This window comes from Lactiplantibacillus plajomi, assembly GCF_005405405.1.
GTDB classification, from domain to species: Bacteria; Bacillota; Bacilli; order Lactobacillales; family Lactobacillaceae; genus Lactiplantibacillus; species Lactiplantibacillus plajomi.
Genome location: NZ_BJDZ01000004.1, coordinates 61,910 through 78,750, shown reverse-complemented (window position 1 = coordinate 78,750; position 16,841 = coordinate 61,910). Strand labels below are relative to the sequence as shown.

At 49.1% G+C, this 16,841-nt stretch carries 19 protein-coding genes and 1 tRNA gene; 10 read left to right on the top strand and 10 right to left on the bottom strand.

The annotated features are described in order from the left end of the window. Positions 1 to 767: 767 nt before the first annotated feature. On the bottom strand, positions 768 to 1,628 hold the full coding sequence (locus tag FFM82_RS02310) for an aldo/keto reductase (RefSeq protein ID WP_137644258.1): 861 nt from the start codon (positions 1,626 to 1,628) through the stop codon (positions 768 to 770). A gap of 163 nt (positions 1,629 to 1,791) precedes the next feature. On the opposite strand from FFM82_RS02310, the gene FFM82_RS02305 reads away from it, so the two are divergent. Both FFM82_RS02305 and FFM82_RS02300 read left to right on the top strand, forming a co-directional pair. Then, a complete protein-coding gene (locus tag FFM82_RS02305; protein ID WP_137644257.1) occupies positions 1,792 to 2,547 on the top strand; it encodes a threonine/serine exporter family protein in 756 nt (251 codons plus the stop codon). Positions 2,548 to 2,558: 11 nt separating this feature from the next. Beyond that, positions 2,559 to 3,026 carry a threonine/serine exporter family protein gene (locus FFM82_RS02300; protein ID WP_137644256.1) on the top strand — a complete coding sequence of 156 codons (468 nt, stop codon included), beginning with the start codon at positions 2,559 to 2,561 and terminating at the stop codon, positions 3,024 to 3,026. Between the two features lie 37 nt (positions 3,027 to 3,063). On the opposite strand, the gene FFM82_RS02295 is transcribed toward FFM82_RS02300, so the two are convergent. The 4 genes from FFM82_RS02295 to FFM82_RS02280 all read right to left on the bottom strand — a co-directional run bounded on the left by FFM82_RS02295 (position 3,064) and on the right by FFM82_RS02280 (position 5,508). Then, a complete protein-coding gene (locus tag FFM82_RS02295) occupies positions 3,064 to 3,900 on the bottom strand; it encodes an undecaprenyl-diphosphate phosphatase (RefSeq protein ID WP_137644255.1) in 837 nt (278 codons plus the stop codon). 182 nt (positions 3,901 to 4,082) lie between these two features. Next, on the bottom strand, positions 4,083 to 4,595 hold the full coding sequence (locus tag FFM82_RS02290) for an O-acetyl-ADP-ribose deacetylase (protein WP_137644254.1): 513 nt from the start codon (positions 4,593 to 4,595) through the stop codon (positions 4,083 to 4,085). Further along, entirely contained in the window at positions 4,588 to 5,172 is a 585-nt protein-coding gene (locus tag FFM82_RS02285) for a TetR/AcrR family transcriptional regulator (protein ID WP_137644253.1), read from the bottom strand. The genes FFM82_RS02290 and FFM82_RS02285 overlap by 8 nt, the downstream gene beginning before the upstream one ends. Before the next feature lie 12 nt (positions 5,173 to 5,184). After that, entirely contained in the window at positions 5,185 to 5,508 is a 324-nt protein-coding gene (locus FFM82_RS02280) for a hypothetical protein (RefSeq protein WP_137644252.1), read from the bottom strand. A gap of 177 nt (positions 5,509 to 5,685) precedes the next feature. On the opposite strand from FFM82_RS02280, the gene FFM82_RS02275 reads away from it, so the two are divergent. Then, a complete protein-coding gene (locus FFM82_RS02275) occupies positions 5,686 to 6,657 on the top strand; it encodes a DUF1002 domain-containing protein (protein ID WP_137644251.1) in 972 nt (323 codons plus the stop codon). A gap of 112 nt (positions 6,658 to 6,769) precedes the next feature. Here FFM82_RS02275 and FFM82_RS02270 read toward each other — a convergent pair whose 3' ends face one another. The 3 genes from FFM82_RS02270 to FFM82_RS02260 all read right to left on the bottom strand — a co-directional run bounded on the left by FFM82_RS02270 (position 6,770) and on the right by FFM82_RS02260 (position 9,310). Then, positions 6,770 to 7,885 (bottom strand): DUF4767 domain-containing protein, encoded by a 1,116-nt coding sequence (locus FFM82_RS02270; protein ID WP_170178180.1) that lies wholly within the window; start codon positions 7,883 to 7,885, stop codon positions 6,770 to 6,772. Positions 7,886 to 8,017: 132 nt separating this feature from the next. Then, entirely contained in the window at positions 8,018 to 8,515 is a 498-nt protein-coding gene (locus FFM82_RS02265; RefSeq protein WP_137644249.1) for a MarR family winged helix-turn-helix transcriptional regulator, read from the bottom strand. Positions 8,516 to 8,671: 156 nt separating this feature from the next. Then, positions 8,672 to 9,310: a TetR/AcrR family transcriptional regulator gene (locus tag FFM82_RS02260; RefSeq protein ID WP_170178185.1), complete on the bottom strand. Its 639-nt coding sequence runs from the start codon at positions 9,308 to 9,310 to the stop codon at positions 8,672 to 8,674. A 342-nt stretch (positions 9,311 to 9,652) separates the two neighbouring features. Between FFM82_RS02260 and FFM82_RS02255 the strand changes: the two genes are divergently transcribed. Next, positions 9,653 to 11,317 (top strand): phosphoenolpyruvate carboxykinase (ATP), encoded by a 1,665-nt coding sequence (locus tag FFM82_RS02255; protein ID WP_137644247.1) that lies wholly within the window; start codon positions 9,653 to 9,655, stop codon positions 11,315 to 11,317. 104 nt (positions 11,318 to 11,421) lie between these two features. After that, positions 11,422 to 11,616 carry an LBP_cg2779 family protein gene (locus FFM82_RS02250; protein ID WP_137644246.1) on the top strand — a complete coding sequence of 65 codons (195 nt, stop codon included), beginning with the start codon at positions 11,422 to 11,424 and terminating at the stop codon, positions 11,614 to 11,616. A 183-nt stretch (positions 11,617 to 11,799) separates the two neighbouring features. Here FFM82_RS02250 and FFM82_RS02245 read toward each other — a convergent pair whose 3' ends face one another. Then, entirely contained in the window at positions 11,800 to 12,765 is a 966-nt protein-coding gene (locus FFM82_RS02245) for a C40 family peptidase (RefSeq protein WP_225425584.1), read from the bottom strand. 335 nt (positions 12,766 to 13,100) lie between these two features. Continuing rightward, positions 13,101 to 13,427: a hypothetical protein gene (locus FFM82_RS02240; RefSeq protein ID WP_137644244.1), complete on the bottom strand. Its 327-nt coding sequence runs from the start codon at positions 13,425 to 13,427 to the stop codon at positions 13,101 to 13,103. A gap of 118 nt (positions 13,428 to 13,545) precedes the next feature. Between FFM82_RS02240 and FFM82_RS02235 the strand changes: the two genes are divergently transcribed. The 5 genes from FFM82_RS02235 to FFM82_RS02215 all read left to right on the top strand — a co-directional run bounded on the left by FFM82_RS02235 (position 13,546) and on the right by FFM82_RS02215 (position 16,767). Next, positions 13,546 to 13,917: a hypothetical protein gene (locus FFM82_RS02235; RefSeq protein ID WP_137644243.1), complete on the top strand. Its 372-nt coding sequence runs from the start codon at positions 13,546 to 13,548 to the stop codon at positions 13,915 to 13,917. Positions 13,918 to 13,975: 58 nt separating this feature from the next. Beyond that, a tRNA-Ala gene (locus FFM82_RS02230) sits at positions 13,976 to 14,048 on the top strand. A gap of 242 nt (positions 14,049 to 14,290) precedes the next feature. Next, complete coding sequence (locus FFM82_RS02225; protein ID WP_137644242.1) at positions 14,291 to 15,247, top strand: Dyp-type peroxidase; 957 nt, start codon at positions 14,291 to 14,293, stop codon at positions 15,245 to 15,247. Positions 15,248 to 15,364: 117 nt separating this feature from the next. Further along, positions 15,365 to 16,081: a demethylmenaquinone methyltransferase gene (locus tag FFM82_RS02220; RefSeq protein ID WP_137644241.1), complete on the top strand. Its 717-nt coding sequence runs from the start codon at positions 15,365 to 15,367 to the stop codon at positions 16,079 to 16,081. Beyond that, positions 16,078 to 16,767 carry a YdcF family protein gene (locus tag FFM82_RS02215; RefSeq protein WP_137644240.1) on the top strand — a complete coding sequence of 230 codons (690 nt, stop codon included), beginning with the start codon at positions 16,078 to 16,080 and terminating at the stop codon, positions 16,765 to 16,767. Before FFM82_RS02220 ends, FFM82_RS02215 begins: the two co-directional genes overlap by 4 nt. Positions 16,768 to 16,841: the final 74 nt, after the last annotated feature.

Genomic DNA, 16,841 nt, shown 5'->3' with positions numbered 1-16,841 from the left:
AATTTTTAAGCGTTAGGTTTGAATCAGAACGCTTGATTTTTTTTAGATATTTCTTGCTTTCAGCTAAAGTTTGCGCGTTAGAGAAGGTATATTCATACCACACAATTCCACTGAAAGGGCCAGATTCTGATTTCATTATTTTACTTCTGGGGATGCGCTGGACATAGTTGTTTTCTTTTAACATGATTCCCATCGCTGCCTTAGCGCGACTTAGCTCCATGTTAGTTTTCACGAACACACCGATTAAGCAAACGCCAATAACAAGAAATACGTAAAATAGCCTTCTAATAACTTTATGTTTTTTTAAATAGGAAAACATGACTAATATGTACCCACCTTATAGGTTATTTCAACTGCTTTTCTACTGTGCCTTGCTAGATTTCTTTCAGATGATGACCCCACTGTACCAACAATTACCCACCTTTTTAAATAGTTAAGTAAATTCGCATTGTCTCCCCCTTTGTTGGAATGTACAAAACATAACAAACCCAAATTAGTTTGTCACGTACTAATGGCATTCATATGTAGATTATCATCATAATCTTGATAACTTTTTTACTGCAACAATAACCAAATTTATACAATCCGGCTCGTCAATCCGCGTTTGAAAAGGTGCTTGTTAAAAAACAACTTTCCAAACTGTTGGGACGGTTTTATTTTTAAAAATTTATTTTGAAATTTTCAACGTGAAAATATTTCAAAGATTTGATTTAAGCATTCATCCCAACAAAAAAAGCCCCCCGTAGAGAGCTTTCAAATTAGCTTTGTTAGAAATCAACCTTATCCGGATCATTGGCTAAACCAGCCGCGCCGTGTAAGCCGTTGATGACTTGCATGTCGGCGTCGCTTAATTCGAAGTCGAATAATTCGGTATTTTGTTGGATTCGGTCAGCGTGAACCGACTTTGGTAGCGGTAAAAAGCCGCGTTGGAGCGACCAGCGTAAGACGACTTGGGCGACGCTCTTATGATACTTATCAGCCACCGTCTTCAGTTCCGGAATACCAAAGATTTTACCGGTGCCAAGCGGACTGTACGCTTCGGAAAGAATGCCGTGATCGCGGTTGTAGGCGACCACTTCGTCTTCAGTATCACTCGGATTTAAGAAAATCTGGTTAACCGCGGGAACGACCTTGGCCGTCTTTAACAGGGCGTCCAAGTGTTTCGGCCGGAAGTTTGACACCCCGATTGCCCGGGCTTTGCGGTCAGCGTAAGCTTCTTCCATGGCGCGCCAAGTATCCGCGTTGAGCTGTTCCCAATTATCACGCATTGCAGCAGGATTCGGCCAGTGAATCAGGTAAAGGTCAACGTAGTCTAAGCCCAACTTCTTTAATGAAGTCTTCAAAGCCGCTTTTGCCGCTTCGTAACCGTGATCGGCGTTCCACAACTTAGTGGTAACGAATAAGTCTTCACGGGCAACGCCACTGTCAGCAATCGCCTTGCCAACACTTTCTTCGTTACCGTACGCGGCCGCCGTGTCAATGTGGCGGTAGCCAGCCTTCAACGCTGCTAAGACCGAGTCGTACGCAACTTGCCCGTCCGGCGTTTGCCAAGTTCCAAAACCGACGATGGGAATCTTAGTGCCATTATTTAAACTATAAGTATCGGTTAATTTTGTTAAAGCCGTCATTCAAATTTCCTCCTAGTCAGTTGCAAACTAAACGCTTATTGATAGTCCAATTTTACCCTTAGTGCGGGGGGCGGCGTCAAACATTCTGTTCCAAAGTAGTGACGTCGTTAGCGTTTCGTGCGAAAATAGGTGAATACTAAGAACAAGAAAGGCGGTGGGCGCCTTGACGGCACAACCCGCACTCGTTTTACAAACAACTTTGCTGGCCGGCGCCATTTTATTGGAAAATGGCGCCGAAATCGAACGGGTCGAAGACACCATGCACCGAATCGCCACCAACGCCGGTTACCCCGACGCGCAGATTTTCGTCCTGTTAACCGGTATTACGGTTTCGTTACCCGCAACCGCCACTAGCCAGGTCCGGGCCATTCATCGCCGTGGCATGGACTTAGAAAAGGTGGACCAGGTCAATACGCTATCACGGCAATTTGCCGAGCGTGCAATCGACCTAACCGAATTTGCACGCCGCCTCGCACACGTGGAACGGGCCGTGCCGACCTTCCCACTTAGCTGGCTGGCCGTGGCCGCGGCGGTCGTTAGTGTGACCTTAATGGTGGCTTTTACTGGTCACGCAACACCGGTTGACCTAATTACCTGCGCACTGGCTGGAACACTCGGATTTGTCAGTTACGACCAGGTCAGTCGGCTGGGATCGATTCGCTTTTTGAGTGAATTCATCGGCGCACTCATCATTGGGCTGATCACGTTGGTTGGCGGTTTACTCACCCACAGCGGTTACCACGCCGACGCGATTATTATTGGGGCGGTCATGCCGCTGGTTCCGGGAGTGGCCATTACCAACGCCGTGCGCGACACCATGACGGGCAACCTACTCAGCGGACCAGCCCGTGCAATCGAAGCGGTACTATCCGCCTGCGCCATCGGGATGGGCATCGCGTTAACGTCATTTTTCTATTAGGGGGAATTCGCATGTTACATTGGTTACTGACAACCGGCCTCTTGCAATTAATCCTCGCCTACCTGGCGACCGCCGGTTTTGGCGTACTTCTAAACATTCCGCGGCGGGCAGTTAATCTCAGTGGCTGGGTCGGTGCGGCCGGCTGGTTTACATACGAACTATTAGCCGTTTTACTACCGGTGACCGAGGACGCCAAACTGGCGATCGGTAACTTAGTAGCGGCCATCGTCATCGGGATTGCGAGTGGCCTAGCCGCCCGGTACAAACACATGCCGATGATTATTTTTAACATTCCTAGTCTGGTGCCATTAGTGCCTGGTGGGCAATCCTACCGGGTAGTGCGTAACCTAGTAACCGGTAACCCCGACGCAGCGACCCACTACTTTGTACAGGTCGTCATCATTGCCGGGGTAATTGCCATCGGTTTTCTCGTGGCGGAACTGGTTAACCGGATTGCTTGGCGGTTAACAAATACTTAATAGCGCAAAAAAGACGTCCCGTTTAGGACGTCTTTTTTTACCCCATTACCGTCGTAATCCCAAAGTAGGCAATCACGATGATTCCCAAGATAATTCGGTACCACCCGAACACCTTGAAGTCGTTCTTTTTGATGTAATCCAGCAAGAAACGAATCGAGAGGTAGGCCACCACGAAGGAGACCACTACCCCAACGGCGAGAACCACGCCTTGAATACCAACCAACGTGCCACCGTGGGCAAAGAATTTCAATAATTTTAATAACGACGCCCCAAACATGGTTGGAATCGCCATGAAGAAGGAGAATTCGGTCGCAACGTACCGTGACGTACCGATCAGGATCGCACCCAGAATCGTTGCTCCGGAACGGGAAGTCCCCGGAATCAACGATAGTAATTGGAAGCACCCAATAAAGAGTGCGGTGGTGTACGGCAACGTCTTTAAATTGCTGAAACGCGGGGTTAACGCCTTATTGTGGTTTTCAACCACGATGAACAGAATCCCGTAAACGATCAACGCCGCGGAAACGACCGCCCAATTCATCAGGTGGGCGTCCATCCAGTCGTTCAGTGGTAACCCGACGATAATTGACGGAATGACTGCCAACAGCACCTTCCACCACAACGTCCAAGTATCCCGTTTTTCCGTCGAACTCTTACGTGGCGACAACGGGTTTAACTTATGGAAGTAAATCACAACGACCGCCATGATGGCCCCCAACTGAATCACCACGTTGAACATGTCGGTGAACTGCTTGGACTGTTGCATCTTAATGAACTCATCGACTAGGACCAGGTGTCCCGTGGAACTAATTGGTAAGAATTCGGTAATCCCTTCAACAATCCCCAGAATTACCGCTTTAATAATATCAAACACAAGCGAATTCCTTTCTTTTTCAAAGTCCGGCCAAGCCTAACCGCACTTCTTGGTGTCCCCCAATGAACTATAGCTGACCGTGAATCGCCGGCGGGGAAGCCCGCTGATTCACAAATGACTACCCCACATTATAGCAATTGCCCCGTCTTGAAGGTAGCATTCGCGTGTGATTTTGAGAAAAGTTAAGGTGTAAGCGCCGCCAACGCCCGTTCGTAGGCCGCTTGCGTTTGATCATCAAAACAAACAATCTGAATCGTCCGAAGCGGCGTGCCGGCCGCAGCCGTTTTAATCGTGGTTAAAGCAATCGGCGCCGCAATCGCCAACGGAAAGCGGTAAACACCGGTGCTGATCGACGGAAACGCCAAGCTGGTACAATCGGCTTTTGCCGCCAAACGCACACTGTTGCGGTAACTATTCGCCAATAACTCACGTTCGTGCTGCTGACCACCGTGCCAAATCGGTCCCGGCGTATGAATGACGTACTTGGCTGGCAACCGGTAGCCACCGGTCATTTTGGCTTCACCGGTCGCACAGCCGTGGAGCGTCCGGCACGCCGCTAACAGTTCCGGACCGGCCGCGCGGTGAATCGCCCCGTCGACCCCGCCACCGCCTAGTAACGTCGTGTTAGCCGCGTTGACGATTGCGTCGACCTTCACCCGCGTGATGTCGCCATGAATCACTTTAATCTCAACCATGAACTCGCTCTCCTAAAATTAACTGCACACTGGCCTGCGCCTGGCGCTTTAACTGACTAGCGCTCGGGTCCTGCTTTGCTAACAGCTGTAACCCACTGCGCGCCTGCATCAAGCTCGCCGCCACCGTGGCCACCGCCGCCGGTAAATCACTCGCAACCGGTGCTAATAACGCAACCAGGCGGGATTGAAAATCGGCGTAAACCGTTTGTAACTGGGCTTTAACGACCGTGTCTTCGGGACCCAATTCAGCCATCAAGTTAACCATTAGGCACCCCGCCGGCCACCGCTCACTTTGAAACGGTAATAACAGGCAGTCCGCTAGTAACGCGTACAACGGCGTTTGCCGTGCCCGGTCGCGTTCAATCAGGCGCGTCAACTGCTCATTAATGGTTGCTTGATATAGCTGCAAGCACTGCCGTAACGCAACCGGTTTACGCCGGAACTCGCGGTAAAACTGGGTCCGTGACAGCTGACTCACGGTCAGCAACTCATCGACCGTTGTCTGGTGGTAACCCGTCCGCCAAAATTGAATCATCATCGCCGTTTTAGCGGCCGTGACCTGATCCGTCCGTGCCATTTGATCACCTTCCTAAGAAACGATTAAGTACTGAATCCCACGTACAATTGACCAGAGGTAGCTAGCAACCGCCACGATCACCACGACGGCCATCAAGACGACCGCTAACCAGCCACTGTGAATGAAGTTATCCATGTAAAGCCCCGAAACCCCCAACGCGATGATAAAGATAATGGCGACAATCGCCGGTAACAAGTGCAACCAAAACGCCTTACCAGCCGCGCGGTGCGCCTCCGGATTATTGCCAGTTAATAACCAGACAATTAATGGAAACAAAACTGGTAAAAATAAAATACTCAAATAACTCAAACTATTAATAACGCGATTTTGGGTCATCTACCCCGCCCCCTAAAGACTATTTACCCCGAGTATAGCGAACCCGTGAGTCGCGCGCAAATAATAAAAAAGGGTTAAAAGCCTTAGAACATTCTGAAGTTTTGCCAGTCAGTCCGGTCAAGCGAACCCAATCTGGTATAATTAAGGCGCATTAGTTAGGATGCGGAGGAAATTATTATGGTGAAGCACTTTAGTTTTAAATTCAAATGGGTGGCGTTAGTCGCCACCTTCTTAATCAGTTTTGGCGGTTGGCAGGTCCTGGCACACGCCGACGATAGCGACAACCAACCGATTGTCACCCTCGGGAGCAGCTTAACCAGCAGCCAAAAAACGGGGACAATCAACACCTTAACCGCTGCTTTAGATGACAGCAGTAATTACCAAACACTAACGGTCAACGGGGATACCCTGGTGAAGTACCTCAACCCCGCCGGTGAAAGCTTTACTAGCAGCTCGGGCGTCTGGTCCAGTGCGATGATTCAAAAGACCAGCTCGGGTTCCGGGATCAACGTTAAATTATTAAACTACAATGGTAAGAACAACATCACCACCATCACGGCCGACCAGTACAAAAACGCGGCCCTGACCGCCGGCATTACCGACGCCAACATCTACGTCACGTCGGCCACACCAATCGACGGCTCCGGCGCCCTTGCCGGAGTTTACGCGGCTTACGCTAAAAACGGCAATAGCCTAAACAGCAAGCAGGTCAGTGCCGCCCAAAACGAACTGGGAACCCTAAGCGGTATTACCAAGGCCAACAAGGACAAGGACGGCTACTCCGACGCGCAGTTAAATAACGCGGTCGCCGGTGCCAAGCAAGAAATGGCTAAAAAGGGCTCCAACATTACCAAGAACGAAATCACGACTATCGTTAACCAACAAATTACTAACAATAACTTAACTAATGTCATTACCAATAACCAGAAAACTCAAATCATTAACTTATTAGTGACCATCCGTGATTCCGGGGCGTTAAATTCGTCTAGCTTTAAAAACCAGGCCAGCTCACTGATGAAAAACATTCAGTCCAACGCCAAGGGAATCTTCAATAAACTGAATACCAAGGAAAACCAAAACTGGCTACAACAAATCTGGACGTCAATTACCAACTTCTTTAGTTCGCTTTTTAAATCCATCTTTGGTTAAGCTTAAAATCCTCGCTGCTGCGGGGATTTTTAATTGCGTAAAAAGAGTGCGGAGACGCAAAAAAGCCGCGACGGTTGTCACAGCTTCTAAGATATCATTCTAATTTATCCGACTAGTCGCCATAGTCCACTCCGGCTATGCGCGTATCCGTCTGTTGTTCGGCCATTGCTTGTGACGGGTAATAGACCGTATCGACCCAAGCACCGGCACCGCCACAGGAAAGTAAGACCTTCGTTGACTTGCCGTCAATTTTAGTTTGCTTAGCACCGTAATACGCTCCGGCCCCGGCCGTTTGGTTCCACCCGTGCACGTTAACTAAGGTCGCCCCGTACTTATTGATCGTATTCGGCGTCACCTTCCAACGGTGCGGGTGCACATTATCTGGATCCATGGGGTCACTACCATCCGGCAAATACCAAGTCAGCTTATTACTTGGCTCCCCAGCAAACTTTGACGTTTCACTATGAGCATAAAACGTCAGCGTACTTAACTTACCATCACCATTAACCGCGTACCACGTCCCGCGCATTGCCGGGTCAATCGTGTACAATTCGGGCTTACCGTCCTGCTTATCGGACTGGCTGCTTGCGGTCGACTTACTGTCCGCTGTCGTAGTCGCCGACTTCGACGTGCTGGTCTTGCCCTCAACGATTCGACTAAAGCCGCCCGATAAGTCGGTATTAGCAGTCGTCTTAAAGTAAACCTTGTTTTCGGAATTCCCCTGGTTTTGTTCCGTAATCAGTACGACCGGCTGCCCCTGATGAATCGTGAAGAAGTACAGGTGGGCGCTGACCGAGTCGGCGTGGGCCACGTCGGAATAAATACCCACGACCTCGTAGTCGGCGTGCCCCTTACCGGTTTTCGACCACTCAAAGCTAGCATCCTCATTGTTAGCAACGAGGTTACCCTTAGTTAGTTCGGCGGGATACTTTAACCCGTAAAAGTCGGTGTTGTGCCCCGGCCGGTAACTATCATAGTCCTGCTTCATCGTCGTGCCCCAGCTCGTCATGAAGGTCGCCAGCTGTTGTTGCTTCTGTTCGTCCCACAATTCACTAACCGCCTTTTTAGACGACTGCTTCTTCGCCGAATGGTTACTTTTAATCGCCGAGTGTTTATTCACGGTCTTGGTTGCCGCCGCCGACTGCTTTTTGGGCGTGCGACTTGGCTGTTGGCACCCCGCTAATAGCGCGCTCAGTAAGCTGACCGCGACAATGATCCCCTTCCGCATATCCATTAACCCCTTTATAAATTACTCATTATATTATCAATTTAACCACGATAGTTACCGCGCTTCAACGGCTCAGCGGTTGAAAAATATAAAAAATGACCCAGCGTTTGCTGGGTCACCCGCTTGTAATTATTAAGCTTCCGCACGCTTTAACGGCGTGTAGTCGGCTTTTTTGGTTTGCTTATCGGCATTTTCGTTCACGAACTTGTCCATGAATTCTTCAACTAAGTCTAAGGTTTGGTACTGCTTAGCTAAGTTGAAGGATTGGCGCCATGAGCGGTTCCGTTGAATTAATTCAGTGAAGACTTCGTGTTCGACCCGCGCGCCTTCCGGAGTTAACTTCAAGACCTTGTTACGGCGGTCGTGATCTTCAGCTTCTTGGTATAAGTAGTCTTTACGGAGTAAGCGACCGATTAACCGTGAAATGGCTGAACGGGTTACCCCGTGGCTTTCGGCGATATCCATCAGGCGAATCTTACCCTTAGCTTCCGCGATGTCGTATAAGATGTAAAATTCGTCTAACGTGATCCCGTGTTCGGTTGCGGGTTCCGCAAACATATCTGATAAGTTTTTAAAGCCGTGTAAGTACATGTGGCTAAAACGGTTGAAAAATTCCATGTCGTCGTTCATTTCAAATCTCCCTTTCAATCTATCGAATTACTGCTCTCAATTACTCATAATTCGACCTAGTTTGTATAAATATAGTAAGCGTCTTTTATCATTTCCCCGCTTTAAAGTGTACTAGTATATTTTACGGAATACAAGTTTTTTAGGTCGCTTTTAATATTAAAATTTTATTTCATTACGCAGTTCAATCGCCGAATGTTGGTGGATACAAGCGATGAACTCGTGGTAGTAGTGATCCGTATTATACTTCGCGGTACTTAAATAAATCTGGTTGATCTGCTGCGTGTCTTCACCTAACAATAAGTAGAAGGCCTGATCGATGTTTTGAGAAATCCCCTCAACGCTGGCCCGTAAGAGTTTACGCTTGAAGAACACCGCCATCCCGCCGGACACGGCAAAGTTCAGCGCGTAGCGAATCACGGCGGTCTCACCGGAAACCCCGATGGCTTCCAACCAGTCCAGAATCACCAACACGATTTCGGTGGTCAGTTCCGGGCTTTCAAACACGTCACGAATGAAGTGCTCAATCGTTGGGTTTTCGTCCAACATGCGCAACAGAAAACTCATTTGAATCATCGTCCGTTGTTCAGGCGATAACGTGGTCATTTTTTCATTACCATAGATGAACGTACTGACCATTAGCTCGTTTAGCATCGTGCTTAACAAGACGATTTTCTTTGGAAAGTAATGTTGCAACAACGACTTGCTAATATCACAGGCGTCCGCAATGTCCTTCATTTGAACGTCGTTATAACCGTTTTCGGCAAATAAGCGAAAGGCCGTGTTAACGATTTCCATGCGCCGTTGCGTATTTCGTTTTCGTGGCAAGGCAAGCACCCCTTCTCACCCTGGCGACCCAGGATTCCAGTTCGCCAGTAATGGTTATTACTACTAAATAAACTATACTAATATAGCTTTCAACGCAAGAATTATTTAGGGGGTGTTGATACGAACTGAAAAATTGTTCATTAATTCGCAAGTGGCTAAAATTGCAACATAAACCCGTGATTACCCGCTTGTTAACCTCGATTTGGATGATCAAATAGTGCCCAAATCCCTTTACTGTCTCAAAATAAAGCGCTTACTCCTCGATAATCTATGCTAAAATGAATCTAACTTATGAGATAGGGAGGCACGTTTATGAGTACACATAATTCATATCAACGAGACGCCATTGGCCGTAGCAACCCCATTTTTTCACAAATTCGTTCCACGGTTGAAACGGCCTTTTATGGCAATAACATGACGCACGTTCCGGATGTCGCCACCGCTTACGAGCTGGCGACCCAGGATCCTGGCACGATTAAAACTGACTTACCGATTTACCGGCCAACCGACTTAGGGTTACCGGAAGACGCAAAGATGCTCGTGACCAACACGGGGAAAGTTGTGGGTCGGACCGCACAGGCGCGCCGTATCCTGGGCAATCCCGGCGTCGATGAAGCCGATATGGCCGGTCGCTTACGCCAAGCCATTTACGAAAGTCGCGATAAGAAATTCATCAAGGCCGACGTTTTTGTCGGTTTGGATCAGGACTTCATCGTTCGCGCCCACCTCGCTATCCCGAATGGTTTCGCCAACAACCTACTCTCATACATGCTGAACTTCCAGCCGATCACCAAGGCTTATCAGGAAATGTTTGAGAACTCCGTCGCTTATCCAGAAGGTGACATATACATCTATGCCGACCCAACTTACCACGATCCGGATTATCCGGACGGGCTGGCGCTCTTTGATCCTGAACATAACGTGGCGGCCATTTTGGGGATGTCCTACTTCGGTGAATTGAAGAAGTCAACGCTGACTTTAGCGTGGTCCATTGCCCACCGGCACGGCTATGTAGCCTGCCACGGTGGTTTAAAAGCCTTCCACTTTAAGGACAAGCAGGACCAGGTCTTCGCAATGTTCGGACTCTCAGGTTCCGGTAAATCGACCCTGACGCATAATAAACACGGCTATAAATACGATATTACCGTCCTGCACGACGACGCCTTCGTAATTAACCGCAAGTCCGGTCAATCGGTAGCGTTGGAACCGTCCTACTTCGACAAGACCAACGACTACCCAATGACTTCGGACGAAACCAAGTACTTCATGACGGTCCAAAACGTCGGCGTGACCCTCGATGATCAACAACGTAAAGTGCTGGTCACCGAAGACCTCCGCAACGGGAACGGTCGGACCATTAAGTCGCGCTACGCCTCAACGAACCGGGTTGATAAGGAAAATGCCCCGATCAACGCCATTTTCTGGATCATGAAGGACGATAGTTTACCACCAGTAATCAAAGTTGACGATGCCACCCTGGCCGCAACCTTCGGCGTTACCCTGGCCACGAAGCGCAGTACCGCCGAAAACTTAATCGGAGACGTGGACCGCAACGCGCTGGTGATCGAACCCTTTGCCAACCCGTTCCGAGTCTACCCGTTATCGCAAGACTACCACGATTTTAAAGCGCTCTTTGAAGAACGCCATTTGGATTGTTACCTATTAAATACCGGGTACTTTGGTGACAAGAAGGTGCCTAAGGAAATCACGCTGGGCGCGCTCGAAGCGGTCGTAAACGACACCGCTGAATGGGAATCGTTCGCCGGCTTGGATCACATGCAGGCGTTAAAACTGGCCGACTTCCCAATCGCCGCCGATGACCCGGCCTACCGCAAGTTAGTTGCCGACCGGCTTGAAATTCGTTCGAACTTCGTTGACCACTACCAGCACAGTAATGATGACCGGTTACCACAAGAGGTCACCGACGTATTGGTTAAATTACAACGTCAGCTAACTGAACAACCGGCAAAACCGTAACTTCAATGGTCTGACTTCCCCGTTTTTGCCGATTTAAGTTATAATGAAAGTATCAGTTACAGCGCACTGAACTTTTACGAATTCTAATAATCGGGGTGAGGAGCATGGAACTACCATTAAGTCAGTTGTCAGAAAAGATCATCGGGTTCGAACGTCAGCACCATCTCACGGATAATGATCTTGCCTTTGGCAGTCAGTTATCGGTCGAACGGATTCATAACATTAAATCCGGTGAAGCGACACCGACGCAAGAAGAGTTACAACTGTTAAAGAAATTCATGAACAGTAAAGCTAAATAAAGCCGAAGTACGTGCGCCCAAAGCCAACTAACTTTGGGCGCACGTTTCGACTACTATCGAACGAAAATAAACGTAACGAAGAGGCTGTGACTTGTGTCACAGCTTTTTTGACACAAAATAGGAGCCATTAGGAAGTCGCCTTCCTAAAAGCTCCTACTTTAAATTTCAGTTATAAGGTTCGCTTTACATGTGGATAGCAAAGCTTGGTTGGAAGTAAGTGGTGCTCTTGATTGAAACCGTTTCGCCGTAATCTGGTGAAGCGATGTATGAGCTACCGCCAAGTGAGATCCCAACGTGGTAAGGTTTGGAGTCAGAACCCCAGAAAATCAAGTCGCCGGCTTGGGCTTGGCTAGCTGGAACGTGTGAGCCAAGAGTTGCTTGGGCGTAAGTCGTCCGGCCAATTGAAAGACCAATCTTAGCAAAGGCTGCTTGCGTGAAGGCAGAGCAATCCATTTGTTCGTATGGAGTGCCTAAGAACGTCTTAGCAGCAGCGATAACTGAGCTGTAGTTTGATGAAATGTTAGCTGACGTTAACGATGGTGACGTATAGGTCGTCGAGCTTGAGCTTGCAGCAGCTTGACTGTTGTTGTTTGAGCTGCTTTGTGACGTTGCTTGTGAACTCGATGAAGTAGCCGTTGAGCTTGCTTGTGAGCTAACAGAAGATTGTGACGTTGATGAAGCTACGGAACTTGAGCTTGCTTGTGAAGCAACTGAGCTAGAAGAAGCTGACGTTACGCTGCTTGCACTAGCAGTGGACTTGCTGCTTGAAACTGCTTGGCTCGAGCTACTTGCACTAGTAACTGATGAGCTGGTAGCAGCTGCAGAAGTTGCTTGACTACTTGCAGAAGTTGCCGTTGTTGACTTGGCGCTGCTTGCACTAACAGCGGTCGTCTTCTTTGCGGCAACCTTTTCGCCAGTCTTAACACCAGGGATGTTGATGGTGTGACCCGCGATAATCAAATCAGGGTTGCTTAAGTTGTTTGCTTCAGCAATCTTGTCGATTGAAACGTTAAACTTTTGAGAATATGCCCAAACCGTATCCCCAGCTTTAACTTTCATCGTATCAGCACTAGCAACTGCTTGGCTGGTAACTAATAAGCCGGCCAATGCGGCGGTTCCTAACATTACTTGTTTAATATTTACTTTCACTTTGATAATGATCACTCCATAAAGAATGTCACGTATGTACTTCAAGCCAAGGTCTATACTACTCAATCTTTGTTACATGCAAATACCAACAAAATAACAATATGTTACGAATGTTACAAGAGGATAACAATCATTGATTACCGTAACATTTCCATTTGAAAACCTTGTCAAACCGGCATTGTTTTTTGCGTCTTCAGAAATTTTGTAACAAAAGAATTTTGAAAAAAACGCTATTTAGCCTTAAAAAAAGCGCATTTTTACGTTAGGTCAACGTAAAATCCGCTTTGTTACCCTAGTTAGTCATAAAATATTTCGGTAATATCCGCTTTCAAAACTTATCGTTGCCGCCGGTGGGCCCGTGGTAAATCTAACAGCCAGCGAATATCATTGCCGGTAAAATTAAACTTCACAACTTCTGCCGAGATTGCCCGTTGGTACATTTCCGTGAGTACTCGTGACCCGAGCGTCACCACCCGCTTGGCAATCGCTTCGTCAAATAGGTAGTCGTGGGTCGCCTGGTTAATCATCTGAATCGTAAAAATCTGATCAGCGTGGTCAAACAGCGCTTGCGAATCACGGGCCAGCTGTTCACGCTGAAAGGCGTCGTAAGCGTTGTCCAGAACCGTCGCCGCCGTAGTCATTAATTCAGTCGTTTCAATCATCATTTTCTCCTCCTCACTTGGTGCCCACATTTTACCGAGTTACGCGACACATTACCACGACTGACCCGTCTTTTTAATCAAAATCTGATATACTTAACGCAACTAAGGGGGAAGTCAATTGACGAACACGGACGACCGCTACTACCAACCTAGTAGCATTAAAGACGCTTTAATGACCATTCAAAAATTATTCAATAGTTACACCGACGCACTGCTAACAACCGAGCTCGTTGCCTACCACCAAAAATTGGTTGGCCAGCTACAAACTAACCTGTTACCGTTGGCCCAGCAGCAAGCCGACCAACTACGCGTCGACCAAATCAACAGCATGGTCACGATTATGCAGGATTGGCTCAAACGCCGTTTAGCTGGTCAGGCTTTCGGTGGCAAAATGCGTCACTTTAAGTTCGAACCAGCGAACCGACCGCAATTCAAACGCAAAGTGCATAAAATTCGTGGGAACGCAAACCACCGCGCCAGCCGACATTAATTTTCTTAACGGCACGGCTTGCACGATGACTAAATTGCGGTATACTGAAATAGTACTCGGGCCCTTAGCTCAGTTGGGAGAGCGCCTGCTTCGCATGCAGGAGGTCGTCGGTTCAAATCCGGTAGGGTCCATTATAATTACCGCTAGTTGCCACCTATGATATTGGGTGGCAACTTTTTTTATCCAAAAACGGATTTAACTGAATAAAAATACACTACGCTAGTCGCTACGAGTTTGGTTGCTCAGCAAACACCCTAACCCCCGCTGAAATCCCGTCAAAGACGGATTTTGGCATTGCTTTTAATTGACTATTTTAAGGGGCTTCGGTACGCTGAAATTAGCTTAATCTATGCCATTTTTGGAGGGGATAATTATGTCAATCGATCCAAGTCGTGCCCAAGATGTCTGGAAAGACGTTGGTGAACACGTTCAATTTACCGTTCTGAAATTAAACCGCGAAAATCAGCAACACGATCAAGAAGTGTTCCAAGAATTTGCGGACCGCTCGCAAGCCATTATTCGTTCATTACGGATTCGCGACGCCAAGCCCGAAAGCGGCAGCCAACTAAAAGTTGCCATCGGGATCAGCAACGCGGCCTGGGACTACCTGTTCCCAAACGCGCCTAAGCCCAAGGAACTTGAAACGTACGAAACGTTAAAGGGTCCGGAATATGAGATGCCCGCAACCGCTGGCGACCTCTTCTTCCACATCCGCGCCAGCGACGAAGCGGTCGTTTACGAAGCCCAGACCCAGTTCCAGCGGGTGCTCGCACCAATTACCAGCGTGATTGACGAAACTAAGGGGTTCCGCTACTTCGAAGGTCGCGCCATCATCGGCTTTATCGACGGGACCGAAGCCCCTGCCGTGGAAGACGCCGCCGATTACGCGCTCGTCGGTGACGAAGACCCGACATTTGAAAACGGCTCCTACGCCTTCGCCCAAAAATGGCAACACGACATGCCGGTTTGGGAACACATGTCCACCGAAAACCAAGAAAAAGCGGTTGGACGTGAGAAGTTCAGCGACTTCGAACTGGCCGACGAAGATAAGTTCAAGAACGCCCATAACGTCGCGTCACAATTTGAAGTCGACGGTGTTGAACAAAAAATCGTGCGGATGAACGTGCCGTTCTCCAACCCAGCGGCCGGTAATACCGGGACCTACTTCATCGGTTACGCCCGTCACTGGACCGTCACCAAGGGAATGCTTAAGAACATGCTTGCCCAATCCGACTTCCTGCTGACGTTCTCCAAGATTTTATCCGGACAGGTCTACTTCATCCCGTCCCGCGATTTATTGGCAAAAATTGCCGACGACGAGTTTCACTAATGTGACTTAACTTTAAACGGACCGTGGCGGAAAATCCGCTAACGGTCCGTTTTTTGCGTCCTTTTTTAGCGCCAGTCTGCTATAGTGAACTTAACGCTTCAGGTAGGAGGAATTTTTATGGCAAACCGTTACTTACATAACGTTCGTGGGCTCTTTGACACCATCGCCCCTAATTACGACCGGATGAACAATATCATTAGCTTAGGCACCCATCGGCACTGGCGCAAACAAACAATGCGTCACATTCACTTGAACGACACCGCCCACGCCCTCGACCTCTGTTGCGGTACCGGCGACTGGACGATTGCCCTGGCCCAAACAATTTCTAGTAAAGGCGAAGTCATCGGCCTCGACTTTTCGGCACCGATGCTCACGATTGCCGAACAAAAGGTGGCACGGGCGCACTTACAAGACCGCGTTTGGCTACGACGCGGGAACGCCATGCACCTGCCGTTTCACGACAACACCTTCGATTTAGTTACGATTGGTTTCGGCTTACGCAACTTACCGGACAAACCGGCCGCCCTCGCCGAAATTTATCGGGTACTAAAGCCGGGCGCACGGTTGGTTTGCCTTGAAACCTCCCAACCCGACTTGCCAGTGATCAAACCAGTCTGGCAGTGGTACTTCACCAAGGTCGTCCCGTTTTTGGGCCGGCTGTTTGCGCACCAGTACCAAGAATATTCGTACTTGCAGGAAACCACCCGCCACTTCGCTAGTTACCGCCAACTCGCCACAATGTTTCAACAAGCTGGCTTTCAGGACGTCCACTTCCAACGCTTCAACTTCGGCGCGGCGGCCGCCCACTTTGGTACGAAGGCGGTGGCTAAATGACCGCATTAACGCAACTTAACCGCTGTCTGAACTGGCTGACCGCCGCCCAACCGTTACCCACCACGGTCGACGGCATCGTTCTGTGCGGTAATAGTCTCCCCGTCACGGCTCGTATGGCGGGCGAACTAGCCCAACGCTACGACTTACCGGCAATGATCATTGCCGGCGGGGTCGGTCACGCCACTAAGTATTTGCGCCAAAACCTGAACATTGAAAACGGCCTGAGCGAAGCCGCCCTAATGACCTTACTCGTGCGCCAGGCCGGCTACTTGGGCCAGTTGCACTTAGACCACACTTCCACCAACTCTGGCAGTAACGCGACTAACGCACGCCAGCTGGCACCCAATAGCTGGCACCACGTTTTACTGGTTCAAGACCCGCTGCTCGCCCGCCGCACTGCGCTTACTTTTCAACACCAGTGGCCGACAACGGTGACGTTCACTTACTACCAGCCGCAGTCACTAACGCTAGACCAACTACCAACCGACCAGGTAACCTTTGATAAGCTGACCTGGGACGCCGGCTACTTTACCGAACTGGTCCTCGGCGAGTGCCAACGCCTGATCGACACGCCGACCGGTTACGGTCCGCTTGGTCGCCATTTCATCGACCACGTCGACGTCCCCAGCGACGTAATCACGGCCTACCAACAGTTAAATCAGCAAGCGCTTGACCGGCGACGCTAACCGCAAACAGAGTGTGTCAAAAGTCGGTTAGTTGGTGAGCATTAACGGCGTAAGGCGAATAATCCTGGGCTTGG

Excerpts from the sequence above, each read along its gene's own strand:
- FFM82_RS02310 (WP_137644258.1), bottom strand. The coding sequence starts at position 1,628 with ATGACGGCTTTAACAAAATTAACCGATACTTATAGTTTAAATAATGGC.
- FFM82_RS02300 (WP_137644256.1), top strand. The coding sequence starts at position 2,559 with ATGTTACATTGGTTACTGACAACCGGCCTCTTGCAATTAATCCTCGCC.
- FFM82_RS02290 (WP_137644254.1), bottom strand. The coding sequence starts at position 4,595 with ATGGTTGAGATTAAAGTGATTCATGGCGACATCACGCGGGTGAAGGTC.
- FFM82_RS02285 (WP_137644253.1), bottom strand. The coding sequence starts at position 5,172 with ATGGCACGGACGGATCAGGTCACGGCCGCTAAAACGGCGATGATGATT.
- FFM82_RS02280 (WP_137644252.1), bottom strand. The coding sequence starts at position 5,508 with ATGACCCAAAATCGCGTTATTAATAGTTTGAGTTATTTGAGTATTTTA.
- FFM82_RS02275 (WP_137644251.1), top strand. The coding sequence starts at position 5,686 with ATGGTGAAGCACTTTAGTTTTAAATTCAAATGGGTGGCGTTAGTCGCC.
- FFM82_RS02270 (WP_170178180.1), bottom strand. The coding sequence starts at position 7,885 with ATGCGGAAGGGGATCATTGTCGCGGTCAGCTTACTGAGCGCGCTATTA.
- FFM82_RS02265 (WP_137644249.1), bottom strand. The coding sequence starts at position 8,515 with ATGAACGACGACATGGAATTTTTCAACCGTTTTAGCCACATGTACTTA.
- FFM82_RS02260 (WP_170178185.1), bottom strand. The coding sequence starts at position 9,310 with ATGGAAATCGTTAACACGGCCTTTCGCTTATTTGCCGAAAACGGTTAT.
- FFM82_RS02255 (WP_137644247.1), top strand. The coding sequence starts at position 9,653 with ATGAGTACACATAATTCATATCAACGAGACGCCATTGGCCGTAGCAAC.
- FFM82_RS02250 (WP_137644246.1), top strand. The coding sequence starts at position 11,422 with ATGGAACTACCATTAAGTCAGTTGTCAGAAAAGATCATCGGGTTCGAA.
- FFM82_RS02240 (WP_137644244.1), bottom strand. The coding sequence starts at position 13,427 with ATGATTGAAACGACTGAATTAATGACTACGGCGGCGACGGTTCTGGAC.
- FFM82_RS02225 (WP_137644242.1), top strand. The coding sequence starts at position 14,291 with ATGTCAATCGATCCAAGTCGTGCCCAAGATGTCTGGAAAGACGTTGGT.
- FFM82_RS02220 (WP_137644241.1), top strand. The coding sequence starts at position 15,365 with ATGGCAAACCGTTACTTACATAACGTTCGTGGGCTCTTTGACACCATC.
- FFM82_RS02215 (WP_137644240.1), top strand. The coding sequence starts at position 16,078 with ATGACCGCATTAACGCAACTTAACCGCTGTCTGAACTGGCTGACCGCC.